Source organism: Pseudarthrobacter adonitolis (genome assembly GCF_055412845.1).
The window spans coordinates 1-15,967 of the sequence record NZ_JBVAYW010000030.1; the positions used below are offsets into that span (position 1 = coordinate 1).

Consider the following 15,967-nt stretch of genomic DNA (forward strand, 5'->3'; position numbering starts at 1 on the left):
TTGAGTGCTGGGAAGACAAGGAAGCCACGTTCCTGATCGGCGGGTCCGAATGCACCCGGCGCTGTGATTTCTGCCAGATCGACACGGGCAAGCCGTCCCCGGTGGACATGTTCGAGCCGACCAAGGTGGCCCGCTCGGTCCTGGCCATGCAGCTGCGCTACGCCACCGTGACCGGGGTGGCCCGTGATGACCTAACCGATGAGGGTGTGTGGCTGTACGCCGAGACGGTCCGGAAGATCCACGAGCTGAACCCGGGCACCGGCGTGGAGCTGCTGATCCCTGACTTCTCCGGCAAGCCCGAGCACATCGAGGCGATCTGCGATTCCAAGCCGGAGGTCTTCGCGCACAACGTCGAGACCGTGCCCAGGATTTTCAAGCGGATCCGTCCCGCGTTCCGGTACGACCGGTCCCTGGATGTCATCACCCAGGGCCGGAAGCTGGGCATGGTGACCAAGTCCAACCTGATCCTGGGCATGGGCGAGACCCGCGANCCACGCCAGCTGAGCTCTCCGGTATTCAGAACTGGTATCCAGATAGGACCGAAGATGTTCCCTACAAGAATCGAAATCATCCCCTCAACCGGGATCGTTGACCAGGTCCAGGCACTGGTTCCGCTGACCACCACGCTCACCATGACGTGCCTGCCGCACCACGGCATCGAGCGGACCATGCGCACCTCGGTGGAGCTGAGCGCCCTCGGCTATACCGTCATCCCGCACCTGGCGGCGCGCAGCATCCATGACCGGGCCGAACTGACCCGGATCATGCGTGAGTGCGATGGTGCCGGCATCGGCGAGGTGTTTGTGATCGGCGGCGACCGGAAGCAGCCCGCCGGACCGTACGAGTCGGCCCTCCCGCTGCTTGAGGACATCGCCCAGTACACCGGCGGCCGGATGCGCGCCGGCGTGGCAGGCTACCCGGAAGGCCACCCAACCGTGGCCGCCCTGGACCTGCTGGATGCCCTGCAGGACAAGCAGCACCTGGCCACGCACGTCGTCACCCAGATGTGCTTCGACGCCCCCAGAATCCTCGACTACGCGGCGCTCCTGCGCCGCGAAGGCGTGGACCTGCCCGTCTGGGCGGGCGTGGCGGGGTCCGTCCCGCGGACCAAGCTGCTGGCACTTGCCACGCAGATCGGCGTCGGAAGTTCCCTGAAGTTCCTTAGCCGCAAAGGCCCGCTGGCGCGCAAGCTGCTCAGCGGTGACCGCTACTCACCCCACACCCTGGTGGCCGGGCTCGAAAGCCAGCCCGGCATCGCAGGGATCCATCTTTACAGCTTCAACAACCTCGATGCGGTCCCCAACGAAGTGGGCCCCGCATCTTCCCCAACGGCACTCCAGCCAGCATTGATTCGAGGAGCAGCACGTGGGCAGTAGGACCACCGTTTCCCCCCAAACTCCCCACCTTGAGCGGCAGCTCAGCAACAGGCACATCCAGCTGATCGCCATTGGCGGCGCCATCGGCACGGGCCTGTTCATGGGCTCAGGCAAGACCATCTCGGCCGCCGGCCCGTCCGTCATTTTCGTCTACATGATCATCGGCTTCATGCTGTTTTTCGTGATGCGGGCCATGGGCGAACTGCTGCTGTCCAACCTGAACTACAAGTCCTTCAGCGACTTCGCGGCCGACCTGCTGGGCCCCTGGGCCGGGTTCTTCACCGGCTGGACCTACTGGTTCTGCTGGGTGATCACCGGCATCGCGGACGTCATTGCCATCGCCGGTTACTCCAAGGAACTCTGGCCATCGCTGCCCCTGTGGATCCCGGGCCTGGTCACCGTAGGCATTCTCCTGCTCCTGAACCTCGCCACCGTGCGGGCGTTCGGTGAGACGGAGTTCTGGTTCGCACTGATCAAGATCATCGCCATCGCCGCGCTCATCATTGTGGGTCTGTTTATGATCTTCAGCGGTTTCCAGTCCGACGCCGGCCCGGCCACCTTCACGAACCTGTGGAGCCACGGCGGGATGTTCCCGAACGAATTCATGGGTTTTGTCGCCGGCTTCCAGATCGCCGTGTTCGCGTTTGTGGGTATTGAACTCGTAGGAACCACCGCCGCCGAGGCCAGGGACCCGGAGAAGAACCTGCCCAAGGCCATCAACTCCATTCCCATCCGCGTGCTGCTCTTCTACGTAGGCGCCCTCATCATTCTTATGTCGGTCACCCCCTGGACCCAGTTCCAGGCCGGCCACAGCCCGTTCATCGCCATGTTCTCTCTCGCCGGCCTCGGCGCCGCGGCCACCGTGGTGAACCTGGTGGTGCTCAGCTCGGCCATGTCCTCGGCCAACTCCGGCATCTACTCCACGTCCCGCATGGTCTACGGCCTGGCCCAGGAGGGTGACGCCCCCACCGTGTTCAGCCGCCTGTCCGCCCGCAAGGTCCCGCAGAACGCCCTGTTCCTCTCCTGCATCCTGCTGCTCTCCGGCGTCATCCTGATGTATGCGGGCTCGGACATCGGCAAGGCCTTCGACATGGTCACCACCGTGTCCGCCGTCTGCTTCGTGTTTGTCTGGTCCATCATCCTGGCCAGCTACCTGAAGTTCCGGTCACGCCGCCCGCACCTGCACGATTCGTCCAAGTACAAGATGCCCGGCGGCATCCCCATGGTCGGGGTGGTCTTCGCGTTCTTCGCCTTCGTCCTGTGGGCACTGACCACGCAGCCGGACACCCTCGTGGCACTGCTGGTCACCCCGATCTGGTTCGTCATCCTCGGCATCGCCTGGGTCATCCTGCGCAAGCGCCCGGCCCACCTGGCCCGCTACGCGGAGTTCCAGAAGGACCTCGCCGGCGAGAAGGTAGTGGCCGACGAGAAGGCGCTGGCCGATGCGAAGGCTTCGCGGGAGAGCTAAGTGGCAACCGAACATGTTCTGACGGTCAACTGCGCGGAGTCCCCGGGGATCGTCCACGCCATCACCGGGTACCTGCTGGATCACGACTGCGACATCATCGACACTAAGCACTTCGGTGACCGCCAGGCCCAGCAGTTCTTTATGCGGGTGCATTTTGCAGCCGGGAAGACGGCCTTCAGCACGGAGGACCTGCGCCGGGACTTCGAGCCCTTGGCCGCTGAGTGGGCCATGAACTGGCAGCTGGAGCCGCATGGCCGCAAACGCCGGGTCCTGGTGATGGTGTCCAAGTTCGGGCACTGTCTCAACGACCTGCTGTTCCGGGCCCGCACAGGCGACCTGCCGGTGGAAATCGTGGCCGTGGTCTCGAACCACTCGGACCACGAAGAGCTGGTCAAGTGGCACGACATCCCGTTCTTCCACCTCCCGGTCACTCGGGGGAGCAAGCCGGCGCAGGAAGCGCGCCTGCTGGAACTCGTGGATGAATTCGATGTGGAGCTGGTGGTCCTGGCCCGCTACATGCAGGTCCTCAGCGATGAGCTGTCGGCCCAGCTGACAGGCCGGACCATCAACATCCACCACTCGTTCCTGCCCAGCTTCAAGGGGGCCAAGCCGTACCACCAGGCCTATGACCGCGGCGTCAAGACCGTGGGCGCCACGGCGCACTACGTCAACGCCGAGCTGGATGAGGGACCGATCATCGCCCAGCAGGTGATCGACGTGGACCACACGTACACGGCCGAGGACCTTGTACGGGTGGGCCGCGACGCCGAGTGCAAGGCGCTGAGCAACGCGGTGCGGTGGCACTGCGAAGGCCGGGTAATGCTCGACGGCGGGCGCACAGTCGTTCTGCGCTGACCGTCCTGCGCGTCCCCACCCAACTGGGTCGCCCTAACTGTCGTTTCGAGCTCTCAGAACGACAGTTAGCGCTACCTACATTCGGGGGAGTGGGGTGGGGCCCAAGCGTCCGGAGGCAAACTAATTCTCGACGGCGGGATCCGGCTTAGGCGCGCTGCTGGAAGTGTGTGGCCGGAACGCCGCCGGGTAAGGTGCGCAGCATCCCTTCGGCGACGTCGCGGATGGTCAGGTTCCGCTGACTCGATGCGAGCGTAAGAACCTGGAACGCTGCCTCGTAGGAGCACTGGTTCTGGCCCATGATCACGCCGCAGGCGGTGTTGATCGCGGTGCGGCTGGCCAGGGCTGCGCGGAGATCTGCGGAATGGGCCAGACCGGCCCTGACCTGCAGCGCCAGGACGAGGCTCGTGGCCGCAACTTCGGAGAAGGCCAGTACCTGGGTGGCCACCACCGGGGCGAACACGTTCGTTTCCGCCGAATACACCGTCAGTGCGCCCCGGTAGCCGCTCTCCAGCTGCAATGGCACGGCGACGGCTGATCGGAACCCGGCGGCCCTGAGGCTCGCCGGGTATTCGTGCCAGCGCTTGTTCAGGCAGTGACCGTTGAGGATGATGGTCAGGCGGCCGTCCAGGGCCCGCGACGTGGGGCCTTGTCCGGCGAGCTGGTCCCGGCGGGAAAGGCCGCCGGCGACGTCGGTGGATGCCGCTGTGAAGGGCGTTCCGTCCGGCCGCACCATGGTCACTGTACTCTCCACAGGGGAGCCGGCCATATCGCTCAAGGCGGGAGCCGCGATCCGGGCAAGGGCACACACCGATGCCGCTTCCGAGTGTCCGCGGATATCCAGCAGGACGCCTGAGACGCGCCAGTCCACCAGTTGATCGATCATCATGCCCCAGTCCTCATGTGTCGGTACGCCCTCATCGTAAAAGCCCCTGCCGGGTGGCACACGAGTAGTGAGTACTCGCTTTTCTTCCGGGGCGGGACAGCTGTACCCAGGCCAGGTTTCGTGGGTGCTCGTCGGGCGGGCTGCCTACACGTCGAAGTAGGTGGTGGCTTCCTCGCCCGAGACCTTCCGGACGATTTCGTCAGCCACGTCACGGAGCTTCAGGTTCCGGTGGCTGGAGACCTTCGTCAGGATGGTCATGGCCTCGGACTGGCTGCAGCGGTTCTGGGCCATGATGATCCCGCTGGCAAGGTTGATGGCTGTGCGGCTCATCATCGCCGCGCTGAGGTCGTCCGCGGCGCTCTCGGCGGTTCCCACCCTGACAGCCAAGCGGACGGCACTGCCTGCGACGGCGGCGAAGCTGGCCGCCTCACTGATGGTTTCCTCGGTGAATACGCCAGTGGCCGGCGCGAAGAAGTTCAGGACTGCGGCGGCGTGTTCACCGAGTTCAAGGGGGACGCCGAGGACACTGTGGATGCCCTCCTCGATCAGGCGTTCCTGGTAGACGGGCCAGCGCGGGTCAGTGCGGACATCGGCCAGCAGCACAGGGGTCGCCGCCTTCAACGCCGCAATGCATGGCCCGTCGCCCACGGACTGTTCGATGCGGTCCAGGTGGACGGCGTGCTCGGTGCTCCCCGTGACCGTCGTGGTTTTCCTGGCGTGCTTGAGGGTGACCCCGCATTCCAGCGTGGCGCCGGCGGAGCGGCTAAGTGCGGCCGCGGCCATGATCGAGAACCCGCCCAGGAAATCAGCCACCGATCCCGTGCCGATAATCAGGTCCTGCAGCTCAAGGAGCAGTTCGTGTTTGGGCGAATTGGTCATGCCCAAATCTAGGCCGAGTAGAAGAGGGCCCACAAGCTGGCCATCAGCGTGATCGCCCTCCACAACCACGATCTGCCGGTCCGGAGCGTCCGGTCCAGCAGCTTCCGCGTGCCGGTCCTCGCGTCCATGATCCAGATCAGGTCCAGTGAACGCACGACGTCGGTCACCCGGCCTTTGTGGAAAAGCCTGCCGTTGTACTACCGGGTGATTTTTCCGTATCGGCTCTCCGGTGGAGAATGCGTTCATGACCAATGACGAGATTCGGCCTGTCTACTTCCTTTCGGACAGCACCGGCATCACCGCGGAAACGCTCGGCAACACCTTGTTGACGCAGTTCCCCGCGAATAACTTTGACCGCATTACGGTTCCGTTCATTACCACCGTCGAGCAGGCCAGAACCGTGGTGGGCACCATCGACAAACTGGGCGCCACCGGCCCGCAGCCGATCGTCTTTTCCACAGCCGTGAGCAGCGACATCAGACAGGCCATTGCAAAGTGCCAGGGGATCATCGTGGATCTTATCGGGACGCATGTGGGACAGCTGGAGCAGGCCCTCGGTTCCCCGGCCAGCGCTGAACCCGGCAGGGCCCACGGCCTGGGCAACGCGGAGCGGTATCAGTCCCGGATGGCCGCCGTCGAGTACGCCATGGAGCACGACGACGGCCAGAGCCTGCGGGCGCTGGAAAAGGCCCAGGTCATCCTGGTGGCGCCGTCTCGCTGCGGAAAAACGCCCACCACCATGTACCTGGCGCTCCAACACGGCATCTTCGCCGCGAACTTCCCGCTGGTGGACGAGGACTTTCAACGGGAGGGGCTGCCCAAGCCGCTGCGGCCTTTTGTTGAGAAGTGTTTCGGGCTGTCCTCCAACCCCCTGCGGCTGAGCCAGATCCGCACCGAACGGCGCCGCGGCTCACCCTACGCGTCGCTGCGGCAGTGCGGCTTCGAACTGCGCAGCGCCGAGCAGTTATACGTCGCCCACCGGATCCCATACTTGAATTCGGCCACCGTGTCCGTGGAGGAAATGGCCGCCACCATCCTGCAGCGTATGAACCTCAAACATTAGGGAAAATTTTCACAATCCAGGTGTGGCGCACGTCATGTTGGAAAGAGCGCCCTTGACCTGTCACTGTAGACAGGATTCGCGCCCAGCAACCGGCCACAGCCGCGAGCGGGGCGGCGCCAACGCATGCCATCATCTGCAAAGGAGCAGCAATTATGACTTCAGACATCCTGTGGTTCTCAGAACTCGGACTCAAGGACCTGGACCGGGTAGGCGGCAAGAACGCCTCCCTTGGGGAGATGGTGCAGAACCTGACCTCCGCCGGCGTGCAGGTTCCGGACGGCTTCGCCACAACAGCGGACGCCTACCGCAGCTTCCTAGCTGACTCCTGCCTGGACCAGAAGATCGCGGACCGGCTGGTGGGCCTGGATACCGATGACGTGACGGCCCTCGCCGCGGCAGGCCAGGAAATCCGGACCCTCATGCGCGAGACGCCCTTCCTGCCGGACTTCGAGGCGCAGATCCGGAACTCCTACCAGCAGCTGGTGGACAAGCACGGGGGCTCCCAGGACCTCTCCTGGGCCGTCCGTTCCAGCGCAACGGCGGAAGACCTCCCGGATGCCTCCTTCGCCGGGCAGCAGGAAACCTTCCTGAACGTCCGCGGCATCGAGAACATCCTGCTCGCCATCAAGGATGTGTTCGCGTCCCTCTACAACGACCGCGCCATCGCGTACCGCGTGCACCACAAATTCGAACACGCCGAGGTGGCACTCTCGGCGGGCATCCAGCGGATGGTGCGCTCCGACGTCGGCGCCTCCGGCGTGATGTTCACCATGGACACCGAGTCCGGGTTCCAGGACGCCGTGTTCGTCACCTCCTCCTACGGGCTGGGCGAGGCCGTGGTCCAGGGCGCCGTGAACCCCGATGAGTTCTACGTTTACAAACCCGCGCTGCAGGCCGGCCGCCCCGCCATCCTCAAGCGCGGACTGGGCGAGAAGGCCCTCCAGATGACCTACACGGACAGCCAGGAGATTGGCCGCACCATCGACTTCGTGCCGGTGGAGGCCTCGTTGCGGAACCGCTTCAGCCTCAGCGACGACGACGTCGAGCAGCTTGCCCGGCACGCCGTCGCCATCGAGAACCACTACGGCCGCCCCATGGACATCGAATGGGGCAAGGACGGGATCGACGGCGGCCTGTACATCCTGCAGGCCCGTCCGGAGACCGTGCAGTCCCGCCGCGCCGCCGGCAGCCTCAGCCGTTTCCGCCTCAACGCGACCGGCCGGGTACTGGCCGAAGGCCGCGCCATCGGCCAGCGCATCGGTGCCGGCAGCGTCCGCATCCTCACCGCGATCGACCAGATGGCCGCCTTCAAGACCGGCGATGTCCTCGTCGCCGACATGACCGACCCGGACTGGGAACCGATCATGAAGCGCGCTTCCGCCATCGTCACCAACCGCGGCGGACGCACCTGCCACGCGGCCATTATTGCCCGCGAACTGGGGATTCCCGCCGTCGTCGGCACCGGGGACGCCACGGCCGTGCTCTCCGACGGAATCGAGGTGACCGTCTCCTGCGCCGACGGTGAGACGGGCACCATCTACGAAGGGCTCCTGGACTTCAGTGTCGAGGAAACCGCGATCACCGAGCTGCCGGAGGCCCCGGTCAAGGTCATGATGAATGTGGGTACCCCGGAGCAGGCGTTCACCTTCGCGCAGCTGCCGAACCACGGCGTGGGCCTGGCGCGGCTGGAGTTCATCATCAACCGCCAGATCGGCATCCACCCCAAGGCACTCCTGAACCTGGACAGCCAGCCGGCGGACGTGGCCGCGGAAATCCGGGAACGGATTGCCGCGTACGACAGCCCGCGCGAGTACTACATCAAGCGGCTGGCCGAAGGGGTGTCCACCATCGCGGCGGCGTTCGCACCGGAGCCGGTGATTGTGCGTATGTCCGACTTCAAGTCCAACGAGTACGCCAACCTCATCGGCGGACCGGCCTACGAGCCGCACGAAGAGAACCCGATGCTCGGCTTCCGCGGCGCCTCCCGGTACCTGGAGCCGTCCTTCCGGGACTGCTTCGACCTCGAGTGCGAGGCCCTGTCCTTCGTCCGCAACGAGATGGGGCTGACCAACGTCAAGCTGATGATCCCGTTCGTGCGGACTTTGGATGAGGCCCGCGGCGTCATCGAGCTGCTGGCGGAGAACGGCCTGGTCCGTGGCGAGAACGGCCTCGAGGTGATCATGATGTGTGAGATTCCGTCCAACGCGCTGTTGGCCGACGAATTCCTGGATTACTTCGACGGATTCTCCATCGGCTCCAATGACATGACCCAGCTGGCCCTGGGCCTGGACCGGGATTCCGCGATTGTCTCGGGCGGCTTCGATGAACGCGATCCTGCCGTCAAGAAGCTCCTGAGCATGGCCATCAAGGCCTGCAAGGAGCGCGGCAAGTATGTTGGCATCTGCGGTCAGGGTCCCAGCGACCACGCGGACTTCGCCGAGTGGCTGGTCGAGGAAGGCATTGATTCCGTCTCCTTGAACCCCGACACCGTGGTGGACACCTGGCTCCGGCTTTCCGGCGCCGCAGTCGGCGCAGGCGCGAACTGAACGCACGACGTCGGCACCCGGCTTGGGTGCCGACGTCGGCCGGTGATTGAGCCGGGCCCACGACCGCAGGGTTCCCTGACCGAGCTTGCGAGGATAGGGAGCGGTTGGGGGAGCGAATCCGTCAGCCCTGGTTGATGCGGATCATGTTGCCGGAGGGGTCGCGGAAGGCGCAGTCGCGCGGGCCCCAGGGCTGGACGATGGGTTCCTGGAGAACCTCGGCGCCGGAGGCCCGGGCGGCTTCGTAGGCGGCGTCGAGATCGTCCGTGCTGAACACGAGCATGGGCATAACGCCCTTGGTGAGCAGCTCCTGGATGGCGTCCCCGTCGGCCTGGGAGCGGCCCGCGTGCGGAGGGGACAGGACAATCTCAAGGTCGGGCTGGGCGGCACTGCCAAGGGTGACCCAGCGCTGTCCGTCCGAGCCGACGTCGTTCCGGACTTCCAAGCCAAGGGCGTCACGGTAGAAGGCAAGGGACTCATCGAGATCGTTGACGGTGACGTGTGCGTACTTCAATGAAATGTTCATGTTTCACACGCTATTGCAGTGGTTATGAAGAAGCTTCTTCAATCCTGCTCAGCTTGCGGGCGGGCCGGGTATGCTGCCGGGCGATGCATGTAGGCATCGCCTTCACGGCGTGGTGTTCGCGGGCACGGTAGGCGCTGGGCGTTATGCCGACGATCTCGGTGAACCGCGAGCTGAAGGAACCCAGGGACGTGGAGCCCACCTCCATGCACGCATCGGTCACGCTGGCACCGGCGCGCAGCAACGCCATGGCGCGTTCGATCCGCCGCGTCATGAGGTAGTTGTACGGCGTCTCACCGTAGGCGGCTTTGAACTGGCGGGAGAAGTGCGCCGCTGACATGAGGGCACCGGCGGCCATGGTGGGCACGTCCAGCGGCCGGGCGTAGTCGCGGTCGATCAGGTCACGGGCCCGGCGCAAGTGGGCCAGGTTGGCCAGCTCATGCGGTGTCATGGCGCCATTCTAGTAGCCCCGGTGACCACTTCTTCGGCCGGCAACGTGTAGCCCCCGCGGAGCCAGAGTGCGAGTGCTGCGGTAATGAGCGTCTCCGGCCAGGACTAGGAACGGGTCGCGCACAGCGTCACGAGGCGTCGGAGGGTCGGAATGTGGTACCGCCGTCCGTGGAGACGACGACTCCATCGGTCGTAGCGGCCCAGATCCACGGTTTTTCGTTGGCGCCCTTTACCGCCGCGATGGCCAGGACCTCGCCGTCGATCCGGCCCATCCGTGTCCAGGTCGCGCCGGCATCGGCGGAGTAGTGGACGGTACCGTCGGGCTCGACACCTGCAGCCTCCATGGGGTGGGCAAACGCAGCGAACTGGATGACCGGGCCAGCTCCTTCAAGCGTCCAGGAGTTGCCGCCATCGATTGAGCGCTGTATTCCCTCCGGCGTGGTGGCCAGAACGGTGTCACTGTTGGGGTGCCCGGCCAGCACGGCGGGGGCGAAACCGGCGGCCACTGTGGTCCAGGCTTTGCCGTCGGGGCTGGTGCGCAGTGATCCGTCGAACGCCAGGATCCCGGATTTTGTGGTGGTCAGGGAATGGAAGTCCGATTCACCCTGCCGGGATAGCGGCTCCCAGGTCTTGCCTCCGTCAACGGATTTGATCAGCCCGAGAGGGTTGGGAAGATCGGACCCGGAGCCGGGGTGGCCGGAGGCGTAGAAGACGCCCTCGTCCTGGCCGGCAGTGAAGCCCATGAGGTCGTTGGTGCCGCCGATCTTGGTGGCGGGTTGCTTTGTAACGTCGAACAGGCCTTCGTGCGTGGCCAGGAGGACCCGGCTTGTGTCGCCGCTGACACTCAGACCGTGGACGTGGCTGCTGGGCAGGCCGCTGCGGGTGTGGTGTGTTGACGAGGCGCCGGTAGATGGTTCAGTCGCCGGCGCGCAGGCAGCCAGGCCGAGAATGAGCGCGGCCGCACCGGCTGTTATGGCGGCGGAGTGGAAACGGTTCGTGGGCAGCAAAGACATGGGGGAACTCCAGAATTGATGTGAGGCAGAGTGGGGAGGCCGGGAGGCCGGGAGGGGCCGGCGCCGGAGGGGTCCGGTGCCGGCCCCGGCTGGTCAGAGTTTGGCCAGCAGGTCCTGCATTTCCTGGATTTCCGCTTCCTGGGCGGTCACGATGGCCTTGCTGAGGTTGATGGCATCAAGGTTTTGGCCGCCGGTGGTTTCGGTTTTGGCCATCATGACGGCGCCTTCGTGGTGGGCGATCATCTGGTTCAGGAAGAGCTTGGCCGCTTCGGTGCCCTGGGCGGTGTCGAGCTTCTTCATGTCCGCAGCACCCATCATGCCGTCCATGCCTGGGGTGGACATGTCATGGCCGGCGGGTGCCTGCGTGGGCTCGTTCCAGCTCTGAAGCCAGCCGGTCATCTGTTCAATCTCCGGTCCTTGGGCGGCCTTGATCTTGGTGGCTAGGGCAGTCACATCCGCGGGGATGTCCTTCTTGGCCAGCATCATGTCGCTCATCTCCACCGCTTGTGCATGGTGCGGGATCATCATCTGGGCGAACATCACGTCCGCCGCGTTGTGCTCCGCAGACGCGGCAGGGGCGCTGCTGGCCGGCGCGGAGCCGGATTTGCCGTGGTCCATGCCGGGCATGGACGTGCCGGCGGAGCTGGATCCTGTTCCGGTCGAGCATCCGGCCAGGGCGAGTGCTGCGGCGATGGCGGTGGCGGAAAGAGTGGAAAACTTCTTGTTCATAAAAGTCAGGTCCTTCAAACATCAGTGGGCGCAATGGTGCCGCCGGGAGAGGATACGCATCAAATGGATGCGGCAGACGCGCCCGACGCGGGCGGGTCCGCAGGAATGCGCGCCGGAAAGGGACGCGGCAGGGTCCTGTTTTATGTCCGGCTGATGGATAACTCACCCGGCGACGGACCGCCGGGAGTATAGAAATAGGGGCTTGGGACAGTGCTGAAGGCCCCGGCTTTGGGGACGGCGCCGAACACCGTGGAACCGGGCAACGGGGCGGACAGGATTCCGCTTTTCGCCGACGGGGTACAGGACACCGTCATGGTCTGCATGCTCGCGCAGGTGCCGGAGCACGGCTCCGACGAGACCCCCGCCATGTCCTGGGCGGACCCGCGGTGGTTTGAGTGCGTGCCGGATCCCTGATGCCCGGAGTGGCCATCAGCCGGTGACTCAGCATGGACCGCGCCGGTGCCGGTCGCGGTCATAGCGGCCGTCGAGTGCATCGAATGGTTGCCGGTCATCACGTGCATGCCGAGGATCCCGGCGATAACTGCCAGGATCGTGGCGAGCCCGCCTGCACGGCGCAGGAACGACGTCGCAAGGCGCCGGGCTGGTGCGGTCATGACGTTCCTCCTTCCGTGCGGGTCCGTTCGTTTCAAGGCTACCCGCCCGGGTGGGCGGGGTGTCCGGGCACCGACCTCTCCGGGGGCGCTGCCGCCCGGTTCAACGAACCTGGGCGGGGTTCAGTTTCACCCTCCGCAGCAGCTGGGCCTTCAGTGCCACAACGATCGTCGAGATGGACATCAGCACCGCACCGGCGGCTGGGGAGAGCACGACCCCGGCGAAGGCCAGGACGATGGTGAGGCCAAGGGAAGTTCTTGCCGGGACTCTGTTCCACACATGTCAGTTCCGTTCCTTGAAGGAGGTGTGATGGGCGCTGGGGTTGAACGGCTGTGACGGCCGTGCGAGGCACGGACCTGGACGTACCACTTCACTGACAACCATCCCAAAGATACCCCCATGGGGTATTGCAGTCAAGAGTCCGCGATGGCTCATAGAAAACCTCCGCGTAGCCGGATACGTTGCTTCATTCAGTACCTGCCGCCCGCCGGTCGTGGGGCCGCGCAAACGGCCTGGCGCTACGCAAGCGGCCGGGCGACGCCCAAATACGGGTGTCGCCAAACCGGCTGCGCGTCATGGGGCAATATGCGCGTCGTAGGCAGGGAAAGTGGAGAGGAACGTCCGACGGCGGCACTCGGCGTGGGTGCCGACGTCGCACTCCCCGGTGGTCGAGCCTGTCGTGACCCCCGGCATTACACCAGAAACTGGAGAAATAGGGCACGTTTTCGTTTTCTTAATTCGCCAATGTCCGGTGTACTGTTCCAAGGTTAGGCTTCCCTAAATCAGCCCTGGACATCGATGGACCACATGCTATGAACACCGAACTTGACCTTCAACGCCTGTCGTTTGCCGCCGACCTTGCGGGCAACGGTGACAGGACTGCCGTTGCCACCAACAGTGAGGTCCTGACGTATCGGGAACTGGCTGACCGTGTGGAGGAGCTGGGCCGGCGCCTCGGTACCGAACGTCGCCTGGTGGCCCTGACGGCCGGCAACGATGTGGACTCGCTGGTGGGGTATCTGGCGGCCTTGTCCGCAGGCCATCCATTGATCCTCCTGCCCGCGGACAAGCCTGCCGCCCTGGAGTCCCTCGTCGCGGCCTATGACCCGGACGTTATCCTTCGTTCCTCAAACGGCCGGACGGTACTGGAGGAGCGAAGGCCGGGCACCGGGCATACCCTGCACCCGGACCTGGCGCTTCTGTTGAGCACCTCAGGTTCCACCGGTTCACCCAAGCTTGTCCGGCTTTCCTACGAAAACCTCCAGGCGAACGCAGAGTCCATCGCGGAATACCTCGGCATCACCGAAGATGACCGCGCAATGACCACGCTGCCCATGTCCTACTGCTATGGACTGTCGGTGATCAACAGCCACCTGCTGCGCGGCGCCAGCCTGGTCCTGACGGATCTGTCCGTGGTGGACCCCTGCTTTTGGGACCTGTTCCGCAGCGAGGGTGCCACGTCGTTCGCGGCCGTTCCCTATACTTTCGAGTTGCTCGAACGGGTGGGGTTCGCCAGCATGGATCTGCCCACGCTCAGGTATGTGACTCAGGCGGGCGGCAGGCTTAACCCGGACCTGGTCCGGCGTTACGCCGATCTGGGAGCACGGAGCGGCTGGGATCTCTTTGTGATGTACGGCCAGACGGAAGCCACGGCACGCATGGCTTACCTTCCTCCCCGGCTGGCAGGTATGTCGCCCGGCGCCATCGGAATCCCTGTCCCCGGGGGCGCCTTCCGGATAGACCCGGTTCCCGGGCTGGAGCATGGGGAGCTGGTGTATTCCGGACGCAACGTGATGCTGGGATACGCCCGGACGCCGGAGGACCTCGGCCTCGGGCGGACGGTGGATGAGCTCCGCACTGGAGACCTGGCGCGCCGGAACGCTGACGGACTGTACGAAGTGGTGGGAAGGCACAGCCGGTTCGTCAAGATCGTCGGCCTCCGCGTCGACCTTGGGCAGGTGGAGCGGATCCTTGCCGACCTTGGTATTAAGGCCGCGAGCGCCGGCACGGACCAGGGACTCGTCGTCGCCGTCGAGGGTGAACACGACCCGGCGCTGCTGGGCAAGCTCCTCGCCCAGGGCATAGGCCTGCCGCGCGCTGCCCTGGAAGTCCACGCGGTGCCGGAGCTCCCGCGTCTGGCGTCCGGCAAGCTGGACTACCCTGCGGTCCTGGCCCTCTCGAAACAGGGCGGTCCCACGGTTCAAGACGCGGCTTCCGGCGCGAACTCCGGCGCTAACGCGCAGGACAGTGTGGTGCGGATTTTTGAAGACACGCTGGAGCTGACGGACATTTCCGACGACGACACGTTCGTTTCGCTCGGTGGGGACTCGCTTTCGTATGTGGCAGCGTCAGTCCGGCTTGAGCAGGCACTGGGTCATTTGCCGCCGGACTGGCACATCACCCCGGTGGGGGTGCTGGGGGTCGGCTTTGAGCAGCCGAGACAGGGGAAGCGCCGCCGCGTGTTCGCCCGGCTTGAAACCAGCATCGTGCTGCGGGCGGTCTCCATTTTCCTGATTGTCAGTACCCATATCGGATTCCTACACTGGCAGGGTGCCGCCCACGTGCTCATAGCGGTGGCGGGGTTCAACTTCGCCAGGTTCCAGCTGTCCGGGGAAGGTATGCCGCGGCTGCGGAAACAAGCAGCCAGCCTGGCCAGGGTCATCATCCCCAGCATGGCCTTCATCGGCTTCGCCTACCTGATCACCGACAGATACAGCCTGGCGAATATCGTCCTCCTCAACGCCATTATCGGACCCGAAGAGGTGACCACTCGGTCGCATTTCTGGTTCATTGAGGTGCTCGTCTACCTGCTGGTCAGCATGACGGCATTGCTGGCCCTGCCCTGGGTCAGCCGGGCCGAAAAGCGTTTCCCGTTCCTCTTTCCGCTGGTGCTGCTCGGCGCCGGACTGCTCACCCGGTATGAGCTTCTTGAGCCGGGAATTCCGCACACGACCCCGGCGCTCTGGCTCTTCGCGCTGGGATGGGCGGTTGCCCGGGCCCGTCACGTCCTGCAGCGATGCACCCTGAGCCTCGTGGCCGCTTTGACCATCCCGGGGTTCTTCGACAATCCGTACCGTGAACTGACTGTCCTTGCCGGGATCCTCCTGCTCCTGTGGCTGCCCAGCCTTCCCGTCCCGGCCGGGCTCCGCCGCCTCACCGTTCTGCTGGCCAGCGCGTCCCTGCACATCTATCTGGTGCACTGGCTGGTTTACCCGCTGCTGACTGGGTTCAGCCCCGCGCTCGCCGTGGTTGCCTCGCTCATCGCGGGCTCGGCGTACTGGGCGCTGTGCGGCCAGGCGCCCGCTCTCATCGATCGAGCCAAAAGGCACGTCCTGCCCGCCCGGTTCGTTGACCGGAACAGTCACACGGCCTCCGCGGCCTCCGCGGCCGCCGGGCGGTCGTCGGACATCCTGTAGTGGCCGCGGCCGCGGCGCTTGGCGGAGTAGAGGGCCTGGTCGGCGTCTTTCAGGAGATCGTCCGGCGACTGCGGGGATGTCGATACGGCCACGCCCGCGCTTGCGCCCACGGTGACGGTGGCCCCGCCGAGGGGGGCCGGAACGAATCTGCTCAATC

16 protein-coding genes and 1 pseudogene are annotated in these 15,967 nt (G+C 65.2%); 7 read left to right on the forward strand and 10 right to left on the reverse strand.

The window, feature by feature from the left end:
• The 4 genes and pseudogenes from ACZYZ4_RS18230 to purU form a co-directional block, all read left to right on the forward strand.
• Positions 1-488: pseudogene (locus ACZYZ4_RS18230) on the forward strand (lipoyl synthase); the annotation flags it as partial.
• A 180-nt stretch (positions 489-668) separates the two neighbouring features.
• A complete protein-coding gene (locus ACZYZ4_RS18235) occupies positions 669-1,376 on the forward strand; it encodes a methylenetetrahydrofolate reductase (protein ID WP_463863163.1) in 708 nt (235 codons plus the stop codon).
• Entirely contained in the window at positions 1,366-2,844 is a 1,479-nt protein-coding gene (locus ACZYZ4_RS18240; RefSeq protein WP_463863122.1) for an amino acid permease, read from the forward strand. The genes ACZYZ4_RS18235 and ACZYZ4_RS18240 overlap by 11 nt, the downstream gene beginning before the upstream one ends.
• The gene (gene purU, locus ACZYZ4_RS18245) at positions 2,845-3,699 is read left to right on the forward strand and encodes a formyltetrahydrofolate deformylase (protein ID WP_463863124.1); all 855 of its coding nucleotides are present in this window, start codon (positions 2,845-2,847) and stop codon (positions 3,697-3,699) included.
• A gap of 145 nt (positions 3,700-3,844) precedes the next feature.
• Here the strand turns inward: purU and ACZYZ4_RS18250 are convergent, their stop codons facing one another.
• From ACZYZ4_RS18250 to ACZYZ4_RS18260, 3 genes are all read right to left on the reverse strand, one after another.
• The gene (locus ACZYZ4_RS18250; RefSeq protein WP_463863126.1) at positions 3,845-4,585 is read right to left on the reverse strand and encodes a GAF and ANTAR domain-containing protein; all 741 of its coding nucleotides are present in this window, start codon (positions 4,583-4,585) and stop codon (positions 3,845-3,847) included.
• A gap of 141 nt (positions 4,586-4,726) precedes the next feature.
• Positions 4,727-5,461 (reverse strand): ANTAR domain-containing protein, encoded by a 735-nt coding sequence (locus ACZYZ4_RS18255; protein WP_463863128.1) that lies wholly within the window; start codon positions 5,459-5,461, stop codon positions 4,727-4,729.
• A gap of 8 nt (positions 5,462-5,469) precedes the next feature.
• Entirely contained in the window at positions 5,470-5,628 is a 159-nt protein-coding gene (locus tag ACZYZ4_RS18260; protein ID WP_463863130.1) for a hypothetical protein, read from the reverse strand.
• A 77-nt stretch (positions 5,629-5,705) separates the two neighbouring features.
• Here ACZYZ4_RS18260 and ACZYZ4_RS18265 point away from each other — a divergent pair, with 77 nt between their 5' ends.
• Both ACZYZ4_RS18265 and ppsA read left to right on the forward strand, forming a co-directional pair.
• Positions 5,706-6,524 (forward strand): pyruvate, water dikinase regulatory protein, encoded by an 819-nt coding sequence (locus ACZYZ4_RS18265; RefSeq protein ID WP_463863132.1) that lies wholly within the window; start codon positions 5,706-5,708, stop codon positions 6,522-6,524.
• A 152-nt stretch (positions 6,525-6,676) separates the two neighbouring features.
• Positions 6,677-9,070: a phosphoenolpyruvate synthase gene (gene ppsA, locus ACZYZ4_RS18270; RefSeq protein WP_463863133.1), complete on the forward strand. Its 2,394-nt coding sequence runs from the start codon at positions 6,677-6,679 to the stop codon at positions 9,068-9,070.
• Between the two features lie 121 nt (positions 9,071-9,191).
• Here the strand turns inward: ppsA and ACZYZ4_RS18275 are convergent, their stop codons facing one another.
• The 6 genes from ACZYZ4_RS18275 to ACZYZ4_RS18300 form a co-directional block, all read right to left on the reverse strand.
• The gene (locus ACZYZ4_RS18275) at positions 9,192-9,593 is read right to left on the reverse strand and encodes a VOC family protein (RefSeq protein ID WP_463863134.1); all 402 of its coding nucleotides are present in this window, start codon (positions 9,591-9,593) and stop codon (positions 9,192-9,194) included.
• Positions 9,594-9,615: 22 nt separating this feature from the next.
• The gene (locus ACZYZ4_RS18280; protein WP_463863135.1) at positions 9,616-10,041 is read right to left on the reverse strand and encodes a helix-turn-helix transcriptional regulator; all 426 of its coding nucleotides are present in this window, start codon (positions 10,039-10,041) and stop codon (positions 9,616-9,618) included.
• 127 nt (positions 10,042-10,168) lie between these two features.
• Positions 10,169-11,053, reverse strand: coding sequence for a F510_1955 family glycosylhydrolase (locus ACZYZ4_RS18285; protein ID WP_463863137.1), 885 nt, complete (start codon positions 11,051-11,053; stop codon positions 10,169-10,171).
• 93 nt (positions 11,054-11,146) lie between these two features.
• The gene (locus ACZYZ4_RS18290; RefSeq protein WP_463863138.1) at positions 11,147-11,782 is read right to left on the reverse strand and encodes a DUF305 domain-containing protein; all 636 of its coding nucleotides are present in this window, start codon (positions 11,780-11,782) and stop codon (positions 11,147-11,149) included.
• A gap of 140 nt (positions 11,783-11,922) precedes the next feature.
• Entirely contained in the window at positions 11,923-12,396 is a 474-nt protein-coding gene (locus tag ACZYZ4_RS18295; protein ID WP_463863140.1) for a hypothetical protein, read from the reverse strand.
• 100 nt (positions 12,397-12,496) lie between these two features.
• Positions 12,497-12,673, reverse strand: a complete 177-nt coding sequence (locus tag ACZYZ4_RS18300; protein ID WP_463863161.1) for a hypothetical protein — start codon at positions 12,671-12,673, stop codon at positions 12,497-12,499.
• A gap of 533 nt (positions 12,674-13,206) precedes the next feature.
• Between ACZYZ4_RS18300 and ACZYZ4_RS18305 the strand changes: the two genes are divergently transcribed.
• Positions 13,207-15,810, forward strand: coding sequence for an AMP-binding protein (locus ACZYZ4_RS18305; protein WP_463863142.1), 2,604 nt, complete (start codon positions 13,207-13,209; stop codon positions 15,808-15,810).
• Here ACZYZ4_RS18305 and ACZYZ4_RS18310 read toward each other — a convergent pair.
• Entirely contained in the window at positions 15,756-15,965 is a 210-nt protein-coding gene (locus ACZYZ4_RS18310; protein ID WP_463863144.1) for a diguanylate cyclase domain-containing protein, read from the reverse strand. The genes ACZYZ4_RS18305 and ACZYZ4_RS18310 overlap by 55 nt on opposite strands.
• Positions 15,966-15,967: the final 2 nt, after the last annotated feature.